This window comes from Rhodococcus sp. 05-2255-1e, from assembly GCF_002259025.1.
GTDB lineage: Bacteria > Actinomycetota > Actinomycetes > Mycobacteriales > Mycobacteriaceae > Rhodococcoides > Rhodococcoides fascians.
Genome location: NZ_NOZE01000009.1, coordinates 912,613 through 930,374, shown reverse-complemented (window position 1 = coordinate 930,374; position 17,762 = coordinate 912,613). Strand labels below are relative to the sequence as shown.

At 64.6% G+C, this 17,762-nt stretch carries 13 protein-coding genes; 6 read left to right on the top strand and 7 right to left on the bottom strand.

All coding sequences use genetic code 11. The features are described 5' to 3' along the window. Positions 1-35: 35 nt before the first annotated feature. Positions 36-410, top strand: coding sequence for a VOC family protein (locus CH262_RS07875; RefSeq protein ID WP_094717332.1), 375 nt, complete (start codon positions 36-38; stop codon positions 408-410). Here CH262_RS07875 and CH262_RS07870 read toward each other — a convergent pair. After that, on the bottom strand, positions 407-1,357 hold the full coding sequence (locus CH262_RS07870; protein ID WP_094717331.1) for an endonuclease/exonuclease/phosphatase family protein: 951 nt from the start codon (positions 1,355-1,357) through the stop codon (positions 407-409). The two genes, CH262_RS07875 and CH262_RS07870, sit on opposite strands and share 4 nt — an antisense overlap. A 136-nt stretch (positions 1,358-1,493) precedes the next feature. Between CH262_RS07870 and CH262_RS07865 the strand changes: the two genes are divergently transcribed. Further along, a complete protein-coding gene (locus CH262_RS07865) occupies positions 1,494-3,134 on the top strand; it encodes a GMC oxidoreductase (protein WP_094717330.1) in 1,641 nt (546 codons plus the stop codon). A 23-nt stretch (positions 3,135-3,157) separates the two neighbouring features. Beyond that, complete coding sequence (locus tag CH262_RS07860) at positions 3,158-3,724, top strand: GNAT family N-acetyltransferase (RefSeq protein ID WP_094643962.1); 567 nt, start codon at positions 3,158-3,160, stop codon at positions 3,722-3,724. Between the two features lie 17 nt (positions 3,725-3,741). On the opposite strand, the gene CH262_RS07855 is transcribed toward CH262_RS07860, so the two are convergent. After that, positions 3,742-5,361, bottom strand: a complete 1,620-nt coding sequence (locus CH262_RS07855) for an alkaline phosphatase D family protein (protein WP_094717329.1) — start codon at positions 5,359-5,361, stop codon at positions 3,742-3,744. A 120-nt stretch (positions 5,362-5,481) separates the two neighbouring features. Here CH262_RS07855 and CH262_RS07850 point away from each other — a divergent pair, with 120 nt between their 5' ends. Next, positions 5,482-5,904, top strand: a complete 423-nt coding sequence (locus tag CH262_RS07850; protein WP_032369714.1) for a VOC family protein — start codon at positions 5,482-5,484, stop codon at positions 5,902-5,904. Positions 5,905-5,935: 31 nt separating this feature from the next. Here CH262_RS07850 and CH262_RS07845 read toward each other — a convergent pair whose 3' ends face one another. Further along, entirely contained in the window at positions 5,936-6,430 is a 495-nt protein-coding gene (locus CH262_RS07845; protein ID WP_032399430.1) for a MarR family winged helix-turn-helix transcriptional regulator, read from the bottom strand. Between the two features lie 75 nt (positions 6,431-6,505). Here CH262_RS07845 and CH262_RS07840 point away from each other — a divergent pair, with 75 nt between their 5' ends. Continuing rightward, a complete protein-coding gene (locus CH262_RS07840; RefSeq protein WP_032399431.1) occupies positions 6,506-6,868 on the top strand; it encodes a nuclear transport factor 2 family protein in 363 nt (120 codons plus the stop codon). Positions 6,869-6,906: 38 nt separating this feature from the next. Here CH262_RS07840 and soxR read toward each other — a convergent pair whose 3' ends face one another. Continuing rightward, positions 6,907-7,344, bottom strand: coding sequence for a redox-sensitive transcriptional activator SoxR (gene soxR, locus CH262_RS07835; RefSeq protein ID WP_174557295.1), 438 nt, complete (start codon positions 7,342-7,344; stop codon positions 6,907-6,909). A 67-nt stretch (positions 7,345-7,411) separates the two neighbouring features. Between soxR and CH262_RS07830 the strand changes: the two genes are divergently transcribed. Next, positions 7,412-8,797, top strand: coding sequence for an MFS transporter (locus CH262_RS07830; RefSeq protein ID WP_094717328.1), 1,386 nt, complete (start codon positions 7,412-7,414; stop codon positions 8,795-8,797). Positions 8,798-8,814: 17 nt separating this feature from the next. Here CH262_RS07830 and CH262_RS07825 read toward each other — a convergent pair whose 3' ends face one another. The 3 genes from CH262_RS07825 to rpoB form a co-directional block, all read right to left on the bottom strand. Next, a complete protein-coding gene (locus CH262_RS07825; protein WP_045840689.1) occupies positions 8,815-9,204 on the bottom strand; it encodes a VOC family protein in 390 nt (129 codons plus the stop codon). Positions 9,205-9,371: 167 nt separating this feature from the next. Next, the gene (locus tag CH262_RS07820; RefSeq protein WP_027498213.1) at positions 9,372-13,328 is read right to left on the bottom strand and encodes a DNA-directed RNA polymerase subunit beta'; all 3,957 of its coding nucleotides are present in this window, start codon (positions 13,326-13,328) and stop codon (positions 9,372-9,374) included. Between the two features lie 95 nt (positions 13,329-13,423). Beyond that, on the bottom strand, positions 13,424-16,930 hold the full coding sequence (gene rpoB, locus CH262_RS07815; RefSeq protein WP_032365281.1) for a DNA-directed RNA polymerase subunit beta: 3,507 nt from the start codon (positions 16,928-16,930) through the stop codon (positions 13,424-13,426). Positions 16,931-17,762: the final 832 nt, after the last annotated feature.

The window sequence follows — 17,762 nt, the reverse complement described above, 5'->3', positions numbered from 1 at the left end:
CCGAATGTGTCCGCAATGGGGCTCATCATTGCTGCATGACTCTCACCATGAAGATCGAACTCATCACCGTCCCTGTCACCGACGTCGACCGCGCCAAGGAGTTCTACACCTCGATCGGGTTCGATGCCGACCACGACGCACGCCCGTGGGAAGGCATTCGGTACGTCCAACTCACCCCTCCGGAATCGGCGTGCTCCATCGCCATCGGCGAGGGCATCACCGACGCCGAACCCGGTGCCGGCGCAGGCATTCTGATGGTCGTCGACAGTGCCCAGGAGGCCTACGACCACCTCACCGCGGTGGGCCTGACCGTCGAGGAGCCGAAGGACGAGGGCTGGGGAACATTCGTGTACTTCGCGGACCTCGACGGCAACAAGTGGTCGCTGCAGCAGTTGCCGGCCCAGCCCTAGTTCGGAAAGCCCGGGTTCGGTAAGAAAGCCAATCGCGCCAGGATGCCGCGGTGGTCGGAGCCGGGGACGGTCACGGCCTCCACCGAACGAACCCCCATGTCTGCCACCAGAACATGGTCGATGGCAATGACCGGCGGGTGCCAGGTGTGCGCCGGATACGTCCTGAGCATGCCGGCTCCGGTGGCCACCGCGGCGTCGACGAATCGGCCGTCCTGCAGGTCGCGGTAGCGCCGGTGGTCCTGCGTGGCATTGAAGTCCCCGGCCACCACGACGGGTCCGTCGTCGGCGGGGATCTTGGCCAGCAGCTGCCGAAGCAGCCCGAGCTCACGTACCCATTCAGACGGCTCCCGCGGCCACGGCGGAACAGGATGCACCGCGAACACCAGCGGCCGACCCGGCATCTGTACCCGAGCCGACAGCAGTTCGGTCACGAAGCCGTCGTGCCGCTGCTCGTCGGCGAGTGGGAATCGGCTGTAGATGCCGGTTCCGTTCCCTCCAGGTCCAGCGCTGACGTGGGCGTGCGGTAACAGCTCGGACAGCCTGGGTCGAAGACTCGCATCTGCCTCGGGCGTCAGCTCGACGAGAGTGAGCACATCCGGTCGGTGGTGTTCGACGAGCGCGATCAACGCATCCGGATCGGCCTGGCCGAGCCAGATATTTGCGTGCAGCACCGTCAGGTCCGAGTCGCTCGGCCTTGAGGCGACGCGGCGGTAGCGGAGCCGGAACTGGGTCGCGACCGCCGCGGCACAGACCGCCAGTCCTGCCGTCAGCCCCCACCCACCGAAGGCCACACCCGCCAACAGAGTTCCGGGGACGGCCGCGAGCATGAGGACATGCGCCAAAGCCGCAGCGACCGCCATCGGCTGCGCACGTCCGTCGACCAGGTGCGCGACGACCCCCATAACCGCCACGACGAGCAGTAATACAGCCACCGATGCCGACACCATGAGCGGAGTCTGGCAGGCAAACCTGAGGCCGAGCTGGGAGCCGTCCCGAAATACGACCGGACCGTTGGCTTTCTTGTCGCAAACACGACAGAATCGGGAGCGCTGTCCGCGAGGTGTCCGAGGGGGAAGTACTGCCGTGAATAGAAGGCAACTGTTGCGGTTGGCCGCTGCCGGAATGCTCGGTGCCGCTGCAGCCCCGGTCCTGAGTTCGACCGGACTGGCCGGATCCCCCGTCGCCGGCGCTCTGCCGATCGGAGCAGACCGCATCCGGTCGCTGGTACCCGAACTGTTCGCCGACCCTCCCCGGCCACCGGACCACTCGCCCGTCATCGTCATCGGTTCCGGCTTCGGAGCCAGCGCCGCCGCCCTACGCATGGCTCAGGCCGGCACCGCGGTGACCGTCCTCGAGCGCGGACTGCGCTGGCCGCGCGACCCCTGGCGCGAAATCTTCACGGCGGACATGACGGCCGACGGCCGCGGACTGTGGCAGCAGAACTCGTTCACCAACATCACCGGTCTCCCCGTCGGACCGGTCGATCTCTTCGGCGGCGTCCTGGACACCACCCGCTACGAGAACCTCTCGGTCTGGCGCGGCGCGGCCGTCGGCGGCGGATCCGTTGTGTACACCGGCGTCACCATCGCACCGAACAAGAAATTCTTCGACCTCTCGTTCGGCGGACGCCTGAACTACGACGAGATGGCAGCCACCTGGTATCCCAAGGCCCGTTCCATGCTCCGGCCTTCGGCGATGCCCGAGGACGTCTACAACAGCCCCAACTTCGCTCACTCACGAACCTGGGACGATCACGCCCGCCGCGCAGGCTTCCGCCCCGAAGCAGTCGACGGCAACTGGAACTGGAACGTCGTGCGCGACGAGATCGCCGGCCGCTCCCGGCCGTCCGCCACCGTCGGTGAGAGCACCTTCGGTAACTCCAACGGTGCCAAGCACGACCTGACCCAGAACTACATCCCCCAAGCCGAAGCCACCGGTAACGCGACGGTGTGCCACAGCCACCGCGTCGCAGCGATCGGCAGCGAATCCGGCGGCCGCTACCGCGTCGACATCGAACGCCTCGACCCGTTCGGCAACATCGTCGAGACCCGGACACTCACGTGCGACACCCTCGTCCTCGGGGCCGGATCCATCGGTACCACCGAACTGTTGATGCGCGCACGCACCACCGGAGCATTGTCGAGCCTCAACGAATTCGTCGGCACCGGCTGGGGCACCAACGGCGACGCCTCGATGACCAGGTCCCTCGGACCGATGTCTGCCGGACCACAGGCTGCGCCCTGCGCATCCCGCATCGTCGACGACTCCGGACTGCCCCTGACCGTCGAGAACTGGTACACCCCAGGCGTTCCCGTGAACATGGGCTTCCTCGGCTCACTCGGTATGACCATCGACCCGTTGCGGGGAAACTTCGGATTTGATTCCGCCGCAAACAGATTGACCCTCAACTGGCCCAAGGGTGGCAGCCGAGACACCGTCGAAGCCCTACGCGCCGTGCAGAATCGAATGGCGCAGGCCGGCGGCACCATCGTCGCCGCCGAACCGTTCACCCGCGATGTCGACGACACCTTCACCGCGCACCCCCTGGGCGGCGCAGTACTCGGCGACGCCACCGACGATTACGGTCGCGTCAAGGGCCACCCCGGGCTCTACGTCGTCGACGGTGCCCTGATCCCGGGCAGCACCGGTGCCGCCAACCCGTCACTGACCATCACCGCACTCGCCGAACGCAACGTCACACAGATCATCGCCGACGGGCGCTGAGCCGTCTTTCCAGAGGTTTACCCATGCACCATCCCGCCACCCGACTCGCCGAAAACCACGATCTGCTGCCTGCGGCCGACACACTGCGCGACGCATTTGCCGACTACCCATGGACGCGATGGGTGATCCCGGCCGAGGACTACCTGGCCACGCTGCAGGAACTCCAGCAGCTGTACCTACAACATGCGCATCGACACGGAATCGTATTGCTCACCGCCGACTACGCCGGGGTCGCGGCTCTACTGCCCGCAGATGCCCCTCCACCCGGTGACGAATCCATCGCGCGGATCATCGAGCTACACGGAGATCGGATCGACCGACTGTCCTCCAGCGACGCAGCACCGGGGTCATGGACACTGGAAACGCTCGGCGTGCAACCGCATCGGCAAGGGCACGGGATCGGCGGACTACTGCTCGCGAAGGCCGTCGAGGAAGCACAGCAACGTGGTGCCTCCGGGTTGGCCTTGGACACATCGGATCTGCGCAACGTGCGCCTGTACGAGCGGGCCGGGTTCCGTGTTTCGAGCCACGCCACACCGAGTGAGGGGCCCGAGGTGTGGTCCATGATCCGAACATTCGGCACGGGATGAGCCTGCGGCACCAGGCGCTACCCCAGCTGAATCTCCGGCCGCCCCTCGGGAACGGTGACCGTCATGGCCGTGCGAACCGGCTTACCCGGCGTCGACACGGCATCGAGAACCCTTACCTCCGAACGCCATTCGGTGGGTGTCAGGGTGCTGCGCAGGTAGCCCCGACGGGCATTTCCGTACTTGACGTGGGGTGAACCGTCGGCGATCGCAGCACCGGTCTTGTCGATGTCGGCACCGTCCTTGCCCGACGCGATCGACGTGGTGGCGATCTCGACTCCCTGCAACGGCGAGACCTGATCCTGGTAGTCGCGTCGCAACTCCGAGACGATCGTCCGGTGGATGTCGCCGACGATCGACGCCACGTTCTTCGTGCCACGATCCCTGGCTCCGTCGAGAATTCGATGCGGGGACGCTTCGTAGCCGCTCCACGGATCCATGCCGACCTTGCGGTCGTTGCCCTGCCCCTGCGCGAGATCGGACATGACGGTCTGGTGCGCCAGGAAGTTCCACCTCGACGGCGACGCGAATCCGTCGAGGATCCATTGTTCCTGTGCCGCACCGGTAATGGTGCGCGCCGGATCCGCCGTCTCGGCGTCCTGCGCGTGCTCACCGTCTCCATGAGCCTGATCGCTGCGGTACTGCCGGGTGTCGAGCACCGAGAAATCCACCAGATCACCGAACGAGAACCGGCGGTAGACCTTCATGTCCGGGCCGACGGGCCGCAGGTTCGCGCGCACCGGAGTGTTCTCCCACCACGCCTTGAACGCATCGGCCCTGCGTAGCAGGAACTCTCGTGGATCGTCGTTGTCCTGGCTGATCTGCGAGGCCCAGTTGTTGTCCACCTCGTGGTCGTCGAACGTCGAGACGAACGGTGCCGACGCATGTGCCGCCGCCAAGTTCTCGTCTGCCTTGTACAGGGCGTACCTATCACGATAATCGGCCAGCACCATGGTTTCTCGGGCCGCCGACTCGGTGCGCGGCTCGCCCGCCCGCGCACCCTCGTTCTTGATCGCGTACTCGTAGATGTAGTCGCCCAGAAAGAACACCACATCGAGATTCGAGGCCGCCAGGTCCCGGTACGCACCGAAGTAGCCGTCCTCCCACTTCTGGCACGAAGCCCAGGCGAAATCGAGCGTGCTCAGCGGCTGCCCGAGTGCCGGTGCAGTTTTGGTGCGACCGACGGGACTCGCATGTGGGCCGACCAGAAAACGGTAGAAATACTCGCGCGCCGGCTCCAGCCTCCGCACATCGACGTGAACGGACCAACCGTCGAATTCGGTTGCCAGCTCGACACCCTGCGCTGCGATACGACCGAACTTTTCATCGGCAGCGACCTGCCACTGGACCGGCACCACGCCGGGCGTCATGCCGCCCAGCGGGGCGAACGGATCGGTGGCGAGTCTGGTCCACAGCACCACCGAATCGGGCAACGGATCGCCGGAGGCAACACCGAGACGGAAGGGATAGTCGGGGGTGATCACCGACTGCGCACCTGCAGTCGCGGATGTCCCCGCGAGCTCGGGCGTGAAGGCCAGCGCCCCCACCAACGCACTCCACGTCAAAAACTGTCGACGAGTGGCTCCGGCCCGCAGAGAAATGTCGCGACCGATCCTGACGTCGTTACCTCGGTTCACCATTGCCCGAGACTCTCGTGCCCGGGCAAACTACATCCGTCATCGATTCGACGCAGAAATGAACACGGTAGATCCATTCGATTCAGGACCGTAACCGTCCGCGATCTCGGGAATCGTCAGGGCATGACGAACATCGACCGCACAGGATCCCAGATCGACCACCTCAATATCGGCGTCGCCGATCTCGCCGCCAGTGCCGAGTTCTACGGTGCCGCTCTGGCACCGCTCGGCATCACCGAGATCATGCGCGTGCCGCACACACCCGAAGCGAACCAGCTCGCCATGGTCGCATTCGGCTGGGCGCAGGTGAAGCCCTTCTTCTGGATCGTCGACGCACCGGGGTCGGCCATCGGCCCCCACACCCATCTCGCGTTCAGCGCACCGGACCGCACCACAGTCGACGCATTCCACGCGGCAGCACTGTCGGCGGGCGCGACCGAACTCCGGCCTCCAGGACTACAGCCGGAATACCACGCGACCTACTACGGATCCTTCGTGCGGGACCTCAACGGCATCGACCTCGAGGCCGTGTGTCACCACGGATGAACGCCCGGTCGTCATCCGAGGTGGAGGTGTCTCACTGCGGCCGCGGCAGTGTCCCGTTGGCTCGCACGTGGTCTCGCAGACGAGTGAGAAGCGGTTCGAGAGTGGCGACGTCCTCGGGTGCGAGCGCGTCGAAGAACAGGCGACGCACGACGTCGACGTGCCCCGCCGCCGATGCGTTCAGAGCAGCCCTCCCTGCATCGGTGAGCACTGCATCCGTGGCCCGTCCGTCGGTAGTCGAGACAGCGCGATCGGTGAGCCCTCGCGTGGACATCCGCGCGAGGTGATGGGAGGCCCTGCTGCGCTCCCAGCCGATCTCGGCGGCCAGTTCGGTCACCCGGCGACGACCGTCGGGACTGTCCGCCAGTGCGACCAGCACCGAATAGTCGGCCAGGGACAGACCGTGCTCCTCGGTCAGCTGCCGGTTCATCTCGAACGTCATCTGCAGCGACAAACCCATGTAGGCGCGCCACGCCGATTCCTCGATGGGCGTCAACCACGGAGTGCTTTCGGGGTTACTGGGTGACATGTCACGTACTTTCTGCGATGCTGGGTCCGGGGCACCGGCGCACCGAACCCCGACCACCAACCCTAGGGGCACACCATGGATCGCAGCACTCCCGCAGAGCTGGCACGCCGCAACGTCGTCGAAGTATTCAACACGAACGACGACGCGAAACGACGCGAACTCATTGAGTCCATATATCACCCGGACGCGGTGTTCTACGACGCCGAGAACACCGCCACCGGGCGAGAGTCGGTCATCGAGGCTGTTCGAGCGCTGGTCGGGCCCTCCGAGGGTCTGACATTCGCCGTCACTGCCGAGCCCACCGCCCTGGGTGACGTCGCCCGAATCTCCTGGGCACTGTCGCCGCCCGACGCCCCCGCCGTAGTCTCGGGCCAGGACTTCGTCGTCGTGAAGGACAACCTGATCACCGAGCTGTACACGTTCATCGACCAGCCATAGCCGGCCACCCACAAGACCCGACACCGCCGACGCACGCGTCAGATGAGCCGCGCCCCGGGGCCCGCCTTGCCCAGCTCGTCGCCTGGATTGAGCAGACTGCATTTGTTGAGGGAGAGACATCCGCAGCCGATGCAGCCGGTGAGTTGCTCCTGCATCCGCGCAATCGACTGCTTCCGATCCTCCAACCGCTGGTTCCATGCAACCGAAATCTTGGCCCAGTCGCGCTTGTTCGGGGTGCGCCCCGACGGTAGGGACGCAAAGACCTCTGCCACCTCGGCAAGCGGTATTCCGAACCGCACCGCCACCTGAATCAGCGAGATCCGCCGAATCGCGTGACGGGGAAACTTTCGGACGTTGCCCGCCGTCCGCTCGGCGGGCACGAGCCCGAGAGTCTCGTAATACCGGACCGCGGACACTGCGGCACCGGTTCTGGCCGCGACCTCCCCGATGGACAACAGTTCGTCACTGATACGGATCATGCTGCCTCCCAGCCGACACGACGAGTTGATCTCAAGTGCACTCGAGATCCTAGCCTTAAACACCATGCACTCCCCCACCCAATCCACGACCGGAACCTGGCGACAGCTGCTCGGCGCTCGCTACCTCGGCACCGCTACCGTTCTCGCCGGCGGCGTCGCGCTGTACGCCACGAACGTCTACCTGACGACCAGCCTGCTCCCCACGGCCATCGACGAGATCGGCGGCCAGCGCTACTACGCCTGGACTGCAACGGTTTTCCTCGTTGCGTCCGTCATCTCCTCGATGCTGGTCAGCAAAGTTCTGGCCGCCCGCGGACCTCGCGGTGCCTACCTGATCGGCCTGACGGTCTTCGCTCTCGGCACCGTCGTGTGTGCCGTCAGCCCCACGATGGAACTCTTACTGGTGGGCCGCACAATTCAGGGCGCAGGAGGTGGCCTATTGGCCGGACTCGGCTACGCCGTCATCAATGCCGCACTGCCGCAACATCTCTGGACGCGAGGTGCGGCTCTGGTCTCGGCCATGTGGGGTGTGGGAACGTTCGCCGGACCGGCCGTCGGCGGCATCTTCGCCCAATTCGGAGCCTGGCGAATGGCATTCGGCGTGCTCGTTCTCGCAGCTCTGGCCATGGCTGCCCTCGTCCCGCGAGCACTGCCCGCCTACACCGCTGAAGCCACCGAACCCAGCCCGGTACCGACACTGTCGCTGACCCTGCTCACCACGGCTGCCCTGCTGGTGAGCATCGCCGGCGTGGTCTCCAACCTCGCGATCACCGCGGCAATGGTCCTGGGAGGAGTACTCCTGCTGATCGCCTTCGTGGCCGCCGACCGTCGCGCAGCGCACGGCGTACTCCCCCCGTCGACCTTCGGCGCGTCCGCGCTGAAATGGATATACCTGACCATCGTCGTCCTCGCCGTCGCGTCCACGGTGGAGACCTTCATCCCACTGTTCGGCCAACGTCTCGCCGGATTGGCACCGCTGGCCGCCGGATTCCTCGGAGCCGCACTGGCGCTCGGGTGGACCCTCGGCGAGATACCGAGCGCGTCGGCCACCGCTCCACGCGTCGTGCGACGCATCGTCATCGCCGGCCCGATCCTCGTCGCCGCCGGATTATGCATCGTGGCAGCGTTTCTCACCGAGCAGGCAGGTCCCGGTTCGATCACCACGTGGGTAGTGGGTCTGCTCGTCGCGGGCGTCGGAATCGGAATCGCGTGGCCACACTTGGCCGTCGGTGCCATGACATCGGTCGCCGAACCGGGCGAAGGCGCACGAGCCTCGGCCGCGATCAACACTGTTCAGCTGATCGCCAACGCCTTCGGAGCAGCTCTGGCGGGCGTCCTGGTGAACCTCGGAGAACCGTCGACGCTGCGATCGGCGCAGTTGCTGCTGTTCACCTTTGCGGCGCTCGCATTCATCGGTGTTGCAGCGGCGGCGCGATCGCAGCGCGCGTAGGTTGTCGGCTGACCGGATCAGGTCTGGACGACCCAGATCGAATTGCCGTCGGGATCTCGCAAGGCGAACATCGGCGGCACGCCGTCCACCTCTTCCATGAAGTCGTCGAGATCGACGCCGCCGAGAGCGCTGAGCCGCTTGTGCTCGGCCGCGACGTCAGCTGTCTCGACACCGATGGACCCGCCACCGGGTGTACCTCCCATCGGCGGGTTGAGAGCGAGCCGCGCCGTCGATCCCGGCGGTGCCACTTCCAACCACCGGTATTCACTTTCGGGACCGAAGCGCAGATCACCGCGAATCTCGAACCCGAGAACGCGGGAGTAGAAATCGAGGGCTGCGTCCTGATCGGCGACGGTGAACATAGCCACGCCGATATTCACGATTGTGCTGGGTGTTTGCTCGGTCATACCGGTACCGACTCGAGTGCCGCGGCAAACTCACCGCGCCCCCTCCACATAGAACAAAGCCCCGCACCGACCGAAGTCGATGCGGGGCTTTGTTGGTCACGCCCTGTCGTCGTGAGTGGAAACTCGTAGTGGGCTACGAAGTTCCAGTCACATGCGACGGAGTCGCTCTAGCGGTATTCGTTGGAGAAACCGTAGTCGTCGAGCGGCACTGCAGCACCGGTTCCCTGGCCGAAGCCGTCCGGGCTGTAGTACTGATCGTCGTACGACGGCACCGCGTATGCCGCGGCACGTGCCTCTTCGGTCGGCTGCACCGTGATGTTCCGGTACCGGTTGATGCCGGTACCAGCCGGGATGAGCTTACCGATGATGACGTTCTCCTTGAGACCTATGAGCTTGTCCGAACGGCAGTTGATAGCCGCGTCGGTGAGCACACGAGTGGTCTCCTGGAAGGACGCTGCCGACAGCCACGAATCGGTGGCCAGCGACGCCTTGGTGATACCCATCAGGACCGGACGTCCGGCTGCGGGCTCGCCACCCTCGGAGACGACGCGACGGTTGCTCGACTCGAATTCGCTGCGCTCGGTGAGTGAACCGGGCAGGAATTCGGTGGAGCCGCTGTCGATGATCGTCACGCGACGGAGCATCTGGCGCACGATGGTCTCGATGTGCTTGTCGTGAATCGACACACCCTGCGACCGGTACACCTCCTGGACCTCGTTGACGAGGTGGATCTGCACCTGGCGAGGACCCATCACGCGCAGCACCTCGTGCGGATCGGCAGCACCTTCCATGAGCTGCTGGCCGACCTCGACGTGGTCACCGTCCGCCAACAGGCGCTCGGTGCCGTCGTCGTGCTTGAAGACGCGCAGACGCTGACGCTTGGAGAGCTTGTCGTAGACAACCTCTTCGCCGCCGTCGTCCGGGACGATGGTGATCTTGTAGAAACGATCGCCGTCCTCGAGCTGGATGCGTCCCGAAACGTCAGCGATCGGAGCCTTGCCCTTCGGCACACGTGCCTCGAACAGCTCCTGCACGCGAGGCAGACCACCGGTGATGTCATCTCCGGCGACACCACCCTGGTGGAAGGTACGCATGGTCAGCTGGGTTCCGGGCTCACCGATGGACTGTGCGGCAACGATACCGACGGCCTCACCGATATCGACCAGCTTGCCGGTGGCCATCGAACGGCCGTAGCAGGTGGCGCAGACGCCGGTTCCCGTGGTGCAGGTGAGCACCGAGCGAACCTTCACCGACGTGATGCCCGCAGCGAGCAGCGCGTCGATGGCCGGGTCACCGAGATCGTGTCCACGAGCGACGATGACCGTGCCGTTCTCGTCGACAGCGTCGTTCGCCAAGGTGCGGGCGTACGTGCTGGTCTCGACGTGAGCGTCGCGGATCATCTTGCCGTCGGCGGTCTTCTCGGCGATCGTCGTGACGATGCCGCGCTCGGTGCCACAGTCGGTTTCCCGAACGATGACATCCTGCGAGACGTCGACCAGACGACGCGTCAGGTAGCCCGAGTCGGCGGTACGAAGCGCCGTGTCGGCCAGACCCTTACGAGCACCGTGCGTGTTGATGAAGTACTCGAGGACCGTCAGGCCTTCCTTGAAGGAAGACTTGATCGGACGCGGGATGAACTCACCCTTCGGGTTCGTCACCAGACCCTTCATGCCGGCGAGCGAGCGAACCTGAGTCATGTTTCCGGCTGCGCCGGACTTCACGATCATCGGGATCGGGTTGTCGTCGGGGAAGTGGGCCTCCATGGCCTTACCGACCTGCTCGGTCGCGTCCTGCCAGATCTTGACCAGTGCGGAGTTGCGCTCGACCTTGTCGAGTGCGCCACGCTGGTACTTCTTCTCGATCTGATCGGCCTGAGCCTCGAAGGTCTCCATGATCTGCGGCTTCTCCGGCGGCACGAGGACGTCGGAGATCGAGATGGTGACACCCGAACGCGTGGCCCAGTAGAAGCCTGCGTCCTTGAGCTTGTCGACGGTCTGTGCGACGACGATCATCGGGTAACGCTCGGCGAGATCGTTGATGATGGTCGACTGACGCTTCTTCGGCATCTGCTCGTTGACGAACGGGTAGTCCGCCGGAAGCAGCTCGTTGAAGAGCACGCGTCCCAGAGTGGTCTCCGCGGTCCATGCGTCACCGCGGTTCCAGCCCTCGGGGAACAGCTCGTTCTCGATGTCACGCGGCGGGCGCTGCGTGGTGAGACGAACCCGAATCTGCGACTGCACGGTCAGCGATCCGCGATCGACGGCCATCTGAGCCTCGGCCGGGGAGGAGTACGCCCCGAACTCGGCCTGATCGGTCGATGCGTCGACGCGCTCGCCGACAGCACCGGCATCGAGACGCGTCAGGTGGTACAGACCCGTCACCATGTCCAGACGCGGCATGGCGAGCGGACGGCCCGATGCCGGCGAGAGGATGTTGTTCGACGACAGCATCAGCACGCGTGCCTCGGCCTGGGCCTCGGCGGACAGCGGGAGGTGGACAGCCATCTGGTCACCGTCGAAGTCGGCGTTGAACGCCTCACACACGAGCGGGTGCAGCTGGATGGCCTTGCCTTCGACGAGCTGCGGCTCGAACGCCTGGATGCCCAACCGGTGCAGGGTGGGTGCACGGTTCAGCAGCACGGGGTGCTCGGCGATGACCTCTTCGAGAACGTCCCACACCTGCGGACGCTGACGCTCGACCATGCGCTTGGCCGACTTGATGTTCTGCGCGTGGTTCAGATCCACCAGACGCTTCATCACGAACGGCTTGAACAGCTCGAGAGCCATCAGCTTAGGCAGACCGCACTGGTGCAGCTTGAGCTGCGGGCCGACGACGATGACCGAACGGCCCGAGTAGTCGACGCGCTTGCCCAGGAGGTTCTGACGGAATCGACCCTGCTTGCCCTTGAGCAAGTCGGAGAGCGACTTCAGCGGACGGTTACCCGGTCCGGTGACCGGACGTCCACGACGGCCGTTGTCGAACAGGGCGTCGACCGACTCCTGCAGCATCCGCTTCTCGTTGTTGACGATGATCTCGGGAGCACCGAGATCGATCAGACGCTTGAGGCGGTTGTTGCGGTTGATGACGCGGCGGTACAGGTCGTTGAGGTCGGACGTCGCGAAACGGCCACCGTCGAGCTGCACCATCGGACGAAGCTCCGGTGGGATGACCGGGACAGCGTCGAGAACCATGCCCATCGGCGAGTTACGGCCGGCCTGGAACGCAGCGACGACCTTCAGACGCTTGAGCGCGCGCAGCTTCTTCTGACCCTTGCCACTACGGATGGTCTCGCGAAGAGATTCCGCCTCGGCATCGATGTCGAAGGTCTGCATGAGCTTCTGGATCGACTCGGCACCCATGGCACCGGTGAAGTACTCGCCGTACCGGTCGATGAGCTCGCGGTAGATGAGCTCGTCGACGATGAGCTGCTTGGGAGCGAGCTTGGTGAACGTGGTCCAGATCTCTTCGAGACGATCGAGCTCACGCTGTGCGCGGTCACGGAGCTGACGCATCTCGCGCTCGCCGCCGTCCTTGACCTTGCGGCGCACGTCGGACTTGGCACCCTCGGCTTCGAGCTCGGCGATGTCGGCTTCGAGCTTCTGCGCGCGAGCCTCGAGATCGGCGTCGCGCTGATCTGCGACGGCCTTCTTCTCGACCTCCATCTCGGCCTCGAGCGTCGAGAGCTCGTTGTGACGGAGCTCGTCGTCGACCGTGGTGATGACGTAGGCAGCGAAGTAGATGATCTTCTCGAGATCCTTCGGAGCCAGGTCGAGCAGGTAGCCCAGACGCGACGGCACACCCTTGAAGTACCAGATGTGCGTGACCGGAGCGGCCAGTTCGATGTGGCCCATGCGCTCACGACGAACCTTGGCGCGAGTGACCTCGACGCCACAGCGCTCACAGATGATGCCCTTGAAGCGGACGCGCTTGTACTTGCCGCAGTAGCACTCCCAGTCCCGGGTGGGGCCGAAGATCTTCTCGCAGAAGAGGCCGTCCTTCTCGGGCTTGAGCGTGCGGTAGTTGATGGTCTCCGGCTTCTTGACCTCGCCGTAGGACCACTGACGGATGTCGTCCGCAGTGGCAAGGCCAATGCGAAGTTCATCGAAGAAGTTGACGTCGAGCACGTAACTTCCTTTCCCCGTTATGGGTGTTGTGCTGGAAGAGCAAATGAGAGAAACGCCTCCGGGCCTGCAGTGACGCAGGCCCGGAGACCACAGAACTACTGAGCGAGGTCGTCGACCGTGGCAGCTTCGTTGCGGGAGAGGTTGATTCCCAGGTTGGCTGCGGCACGCTCGAGGTCTTCGTCGTCACCGTCGGCCATCGTGATGGCAGCGCCGTCCGAGGACAGCACCTCCACGTTGAGGCACAGGGACTGGAGCTCCTTGAGGAGCACCTTGAAGGACTCGGGGATACCGGGCTCGGGAATGTTCTCGCCCTTGACGATCGCCTCGTACACCTTCACGCGGCCGACAACGTCGTCCGACTTGATGGTGAGAAGCTCCTGCAGCGTGTACGCGGCACCGTAGGCCTGCATGGCCCAGCACTCCATCTCACCGAAGCGCTGTCCACCGAACTGGGCCTTACCACCGAGGGGCTGCTGCGTGATCATCGAGTACGGCCCGGTCGAACGAGCGTGGATCTTGTCGTCGACCAAGTGGTGCAGCTTGATGATGTACATGTAGCCCACCGACACCGGGTACGGGAACGGCTCGCCGGAGCGGCCGTCGAACAACGTGGCCTTTCCGTCGGATCCGACCATCTGCTCGCCGTCGCGGTTGGGGATCGTGCTCTCCAGCAGGCCGGCGAGCTGATTCTCCTTGGCACCGTCGAACACCGGGGTGGCGATGTTGCTGTCGGCCGGAGCCGCCAGCATCTCCTCGGGCAGGCGTTCGGCCCAATCGGGCTTGCTGCCGTCCGCGGCGATCTGCACGTTCCAACCGGTCTTGCCGATCCAACCCAGGTGGGTTTCGAGGACCTGACCGATGTTCATACGACGCGGAACACCGTGGGTGTTGAGGATGATGTCGATCGGGGTGCCGTCGGGCAGGAACGGCATGTCCTCCTGCGGGAGGATCTTGCCGATGACGCCCTTGTTGCCGTGACGGCCGGCGAGCTTGTCGCCGTCCTGGATCTTGCGCTTCTGAGCCACGTAGACGCGGACCAGCTCGTTGACGCCGGGAGGCAGATCGTCGTCGTCGTCGCGCGAGAAGACGCGGATGCCGATGACCTTTCCGTTCTCGCCGTGCGGAACCTTGAGCGAGGTGTCGCGAACTTCGCGAGCCTTCTCACCGAAGATGGCGCGCAGCAGGCGCTCTTCGGGGGTCAGCTCGGTCTCGCCCTTCGGCGTGACCTTTCCGACCAGCACGTCGCCGTCACGAACCTCGGCACCGATACGGATGATGCCGCGCTCGTCGAGGTCTGCGAGGACCTCGTCGGAGACGTTCGGGATGTCGCGAGTGATCTCTTCGGCACCGAGCTTGGTGTCGCGAGCATCGATCTCGTGCTCCTCGATGTGGATCGAGGTGAGAACGTCCTCTTCCACGAGGCGCTGCGACAGGATGATCGCGTCCTCGTAGTTGTGGCCCTCCCACGGCATGATCGCCAGCAGCAGGTTCTTGCCGAGAGCCATCTCACCGTTCTCGGTGCAGGGGCCGTCGGCGAGGACCTGGCCGGACTCGACGCGCTGTCCCTCGTCCACGATCGGACGCTGGTTGGCGCAGGTGCCCTGGTTGGAACGCGCGAACTTGCGCATCCGGTAGGTCTTGCGCGATCCGTCGTCGGCCATGACTGTGACGTAGTCGGCGGAGACCTCTTCGACGACACCGGTCTTCTCGGTGATGACGACGTCACCGGCGTCGACAGCGGCACGCAGCTCCATGCCGGTACCGACGATCGGAGCCTCGCTGCGGACCAGCGGGACAGCCTGACGCTGCATGTTCGCGCCCATCAGGGCACGGTTGGCATCGTCGTGCTCGAGGAACGGAATCATCGCGGTGGCGACGGACACCATCTGACGAGGCGAGACGTCCATGTAATCGATGTCGTCGGACGAGACGAACTCGACCTCTCCACCCTTACGACGAACGAGAATCTTGTCCTCGATGAAGTGACCCGAATCGTCGACCGGGGAGTTCGCCTGCGCGAGCGTGTGGCGATCCTCCTCGTCGGCGGTCAGGTAATCGACCTCGTCGGTGACCTTGCCGTCGACGACCTTGCGGTACGGGGTCTCGATGAAGCCGAACGGGTTGACGCGTGCGTACACCGAGAGCGAACCGATCAGGCCGATGTTCGGGCCTTCCGGGGTCTCGATGGGGCACATGCGGCCATAGTGCGAGGGGTGCACGTCGCGGACCTCGAGGCCGGCGCGCTCACGAGAGAGACCGCCGGGTCCCAGTGCCGACAGGCGACGCTTGTGCGTCAGACCCGACAGCGGGTTGTTCTGGTCCATGAACTGCGAGAGCTGGGAGGTTCCGAAGAACTCCTTGATCGCAGCGACGACGGGACGGATGTTGATCAGGGTCTGCGGCGTGATCGCCTCGACGTCCTGAGTCGTCATACGTTCGCGCACGACGCGCTCCATGCGGGACAGGCCCACGCGGATCTGGTTCTGGATGAGCTCGCCCACGGTGCGCAGACGACGGTTGCCGAAGTGGTCGATGTCGTCGACCTCGACCGGAACCTCGACGCCGTCGGGTGCGGTCATCGAGGTCTCACCTGCGTGCAGACGCACCAGGTACTCGATGGTCGCGACGATGTCTTCCTCGGTGAGGGTCGACGCCACGATGGGCTGACCCGAGTTGAGGCCGAGCTTCTTGTTGATCTTGTAGCGACCCACGCGAGCGAGGTCGTAGCGCTTGTCCTTGAAGAACAGGTTCTCCAGCAGGGTCTGCGCCGACTCCTTGGTCGGCGGCTCGCCCGGACGCAGCTTGCGGTAGATGTCGAGGAGAGCCTCGTCGGTACCGGCGGTGTTGTCCTTCTCCAGCGTGGCCATGAGGATCTCGGAGAAGCCGAAGCGCTCCGTGATCTGCTCGGTGGACCAGCCGAGAGCCTTCAGCAGCACCGTGACGGGCTGACGACGCTTGCGGTCGATGCGGACACCGACGGTGTCGCGCTTGTCGACGTCGAACTCGAGCCAAGCACCGCGGCCGGGGATGACCTTGACGCTGTGCAGGTCCTTCTCGGTGGTCTTGTCGATCGAGTGATCGAAGTAGACGCCCGGAGAACGCACCAGCTGCGAGACGACGACGCGCTCGGTGCCGTTGATGATGAAGGTGCCCTTGTCGGTCATCATCGGGAAATCACCCATGAAGACCGTCTGGCTCTTGATCTCGCCGGTGTTGTTGTTGATGAACTCGGCGGTGACGAACAGCGGAGCCGCGTACGTCATGTCCTTGTCCTTGCACTCATCGGTCGAGGCCTTGACCTCGTCGAATCGTGGGTCGGAGAAGGAGAGCGACATCGAGCCCGAGAAGTCCTCGATCGGAGAGAGCTCGGTCAGGATGTCCTCGAGTCCGCCGGAGACACCACTGTCTCCGCGGGCGGCGGCACGGTCGCGCCAACTCTGCGCACCTACCAGCCACTCGAACGAGTCCGTCTGTACATCGAGGAGACCGGGTACCTCCAACGGCTCGCGAATGTTCGCGAACGAAACCCTCCTCGGGGCTCCCGGTGTTCCGACAACTGCCTTGGTCTGGCTAGAGACTGCCAAGATGCGTCCTTCCAGCACCTCACGCGGGTCGCGCCGTTCTGTCAACCGAAACGACATGGCGACCGCCGCTGTATCTGTTTGCTATATGTGGGGCGAATTTCGGCTGGTCGCAACCAGACCGAATCCCCATCACAGCGGCCCGAAAACGTGCTTTCGGGTAACAGCGATCGAGAGGTGGACAGGAGGCAGCCAGCGCAACGTCCAAAGATACCCCAAATGTGCGCAAGGCGCAACGGGGGCATCAAAAGTAACACCCGAGGTCCGTTCTCGCACCGAGTCGAGGAAAGCGTGTCGCCACGCCGCCTCGAACAGGTTTGCGCCCGATACCGCAAGGGGGTGCTCCTGACGACAAGAGTGAACCTTGCGCCTCCCTTCGTCAAGAGGTCCGCGAGAAACCGACGCATCGACCCGGCCCGAGGCGACCGTTGTGACGACTGGCACAGACGCGAGTCTGCCGGTCCTCCCGACCGACACGGAAGCTGATCACCCCTGCAGTTCACTCCAGCCGTTCGCTTCAGCCGTTCATCCCGCCGATCGCGGCGACCCGGACGAATCGCTACCGAGGGATCTGCCGATCGACATTCGTCGGATCGGGGCTCCGGCGACTGCGACCCGAGCCCAGTTGCGGACCGCGATTCCCGCGTGAGCTGTCAGATCCTTCGCGACAATCACGAAAGATATTGGTGGAACACGCATTTCATTTGCAACGACAACGGTCGAGTCGTGATCGACCATGCAGACCGACCCGATCGACGCAACCCCTCGGTTGCTATGGAAATCCGGCCCCCGGTCTGATTGTATTCACTTTGTCGCAACGGGGGTCGTCGACGAGGGGGTTCGATTCGTCGAC

What these genes read in the sequence shown, in the direction of transcription:
- CH262_RS07875 (WP_094717332.1), top strand. Translation starts at nt 36, where the DNA reads ATGACTCTCACCATGAAGATCGAACTCATCACCGTCCCTGTCACCGAC.
- CH262_RS07870 (WP_094717331.1), bottom strand. Translation starts at nt 1,357, where the DNA reads ATGGTGTCGGCATCGGTGGCTGTATTACTGCTCGTCGTGGCGGTTATG.
- CH262_RS07860 (WP_094643962.1), top strand. Translation starts at nt 3,158, where the DNA reads ATGCACCATCCCGCCACCCGACTCGCCGAAAACCACGATCTGCTGCCT.
- CH262_RS07855 (WP_094717329.1), bottom strand. Translation starts at nt 5,361, where the DNA reads ATGGTGAACCGAGGTAACGACGTCAGGATCGGTCGCGACATTTCTCTG.
- CH262_RS07850 (WP_032369714.1), top strand. Translation starts at nt 5,482, where the DNA reads ATGACGAACATCGACCGCACAGGATCCCAGATCGACCACCTCAATATC.
- CH262_RS07845 (WP_032399430.1), bottom strand. Translation starts at nt 6,430, where the DNA reads ATGTCACCCAGTAACCCCGAAAGCACTCCGTGGTTGACGCCCATCGAG.
- CH262_RS07840 (WP_032399431.1), top strand. Translation starts at nt 6,506, where the DNA reads ATGGATCGCAGCACTCCCGCAGAGCTGGCACGCCGCAACGTCGTCGAA.
- CH262_RS07830 (WP_094717328.1), top strand. Translation starts at nt 7,412, where the DNA reads ATGCACTCCCCCACCCAATCCACGACCGGAACCTGGCGACAGCTGCTC.
- CH262_RS07825 (WP_045840689.1), bottom strand. Translation starts at nt 9,204, where the DNA reads ATGACCGAGCAAACACCCAGCACAATCGTGAATATCGGCGTGGCTATG.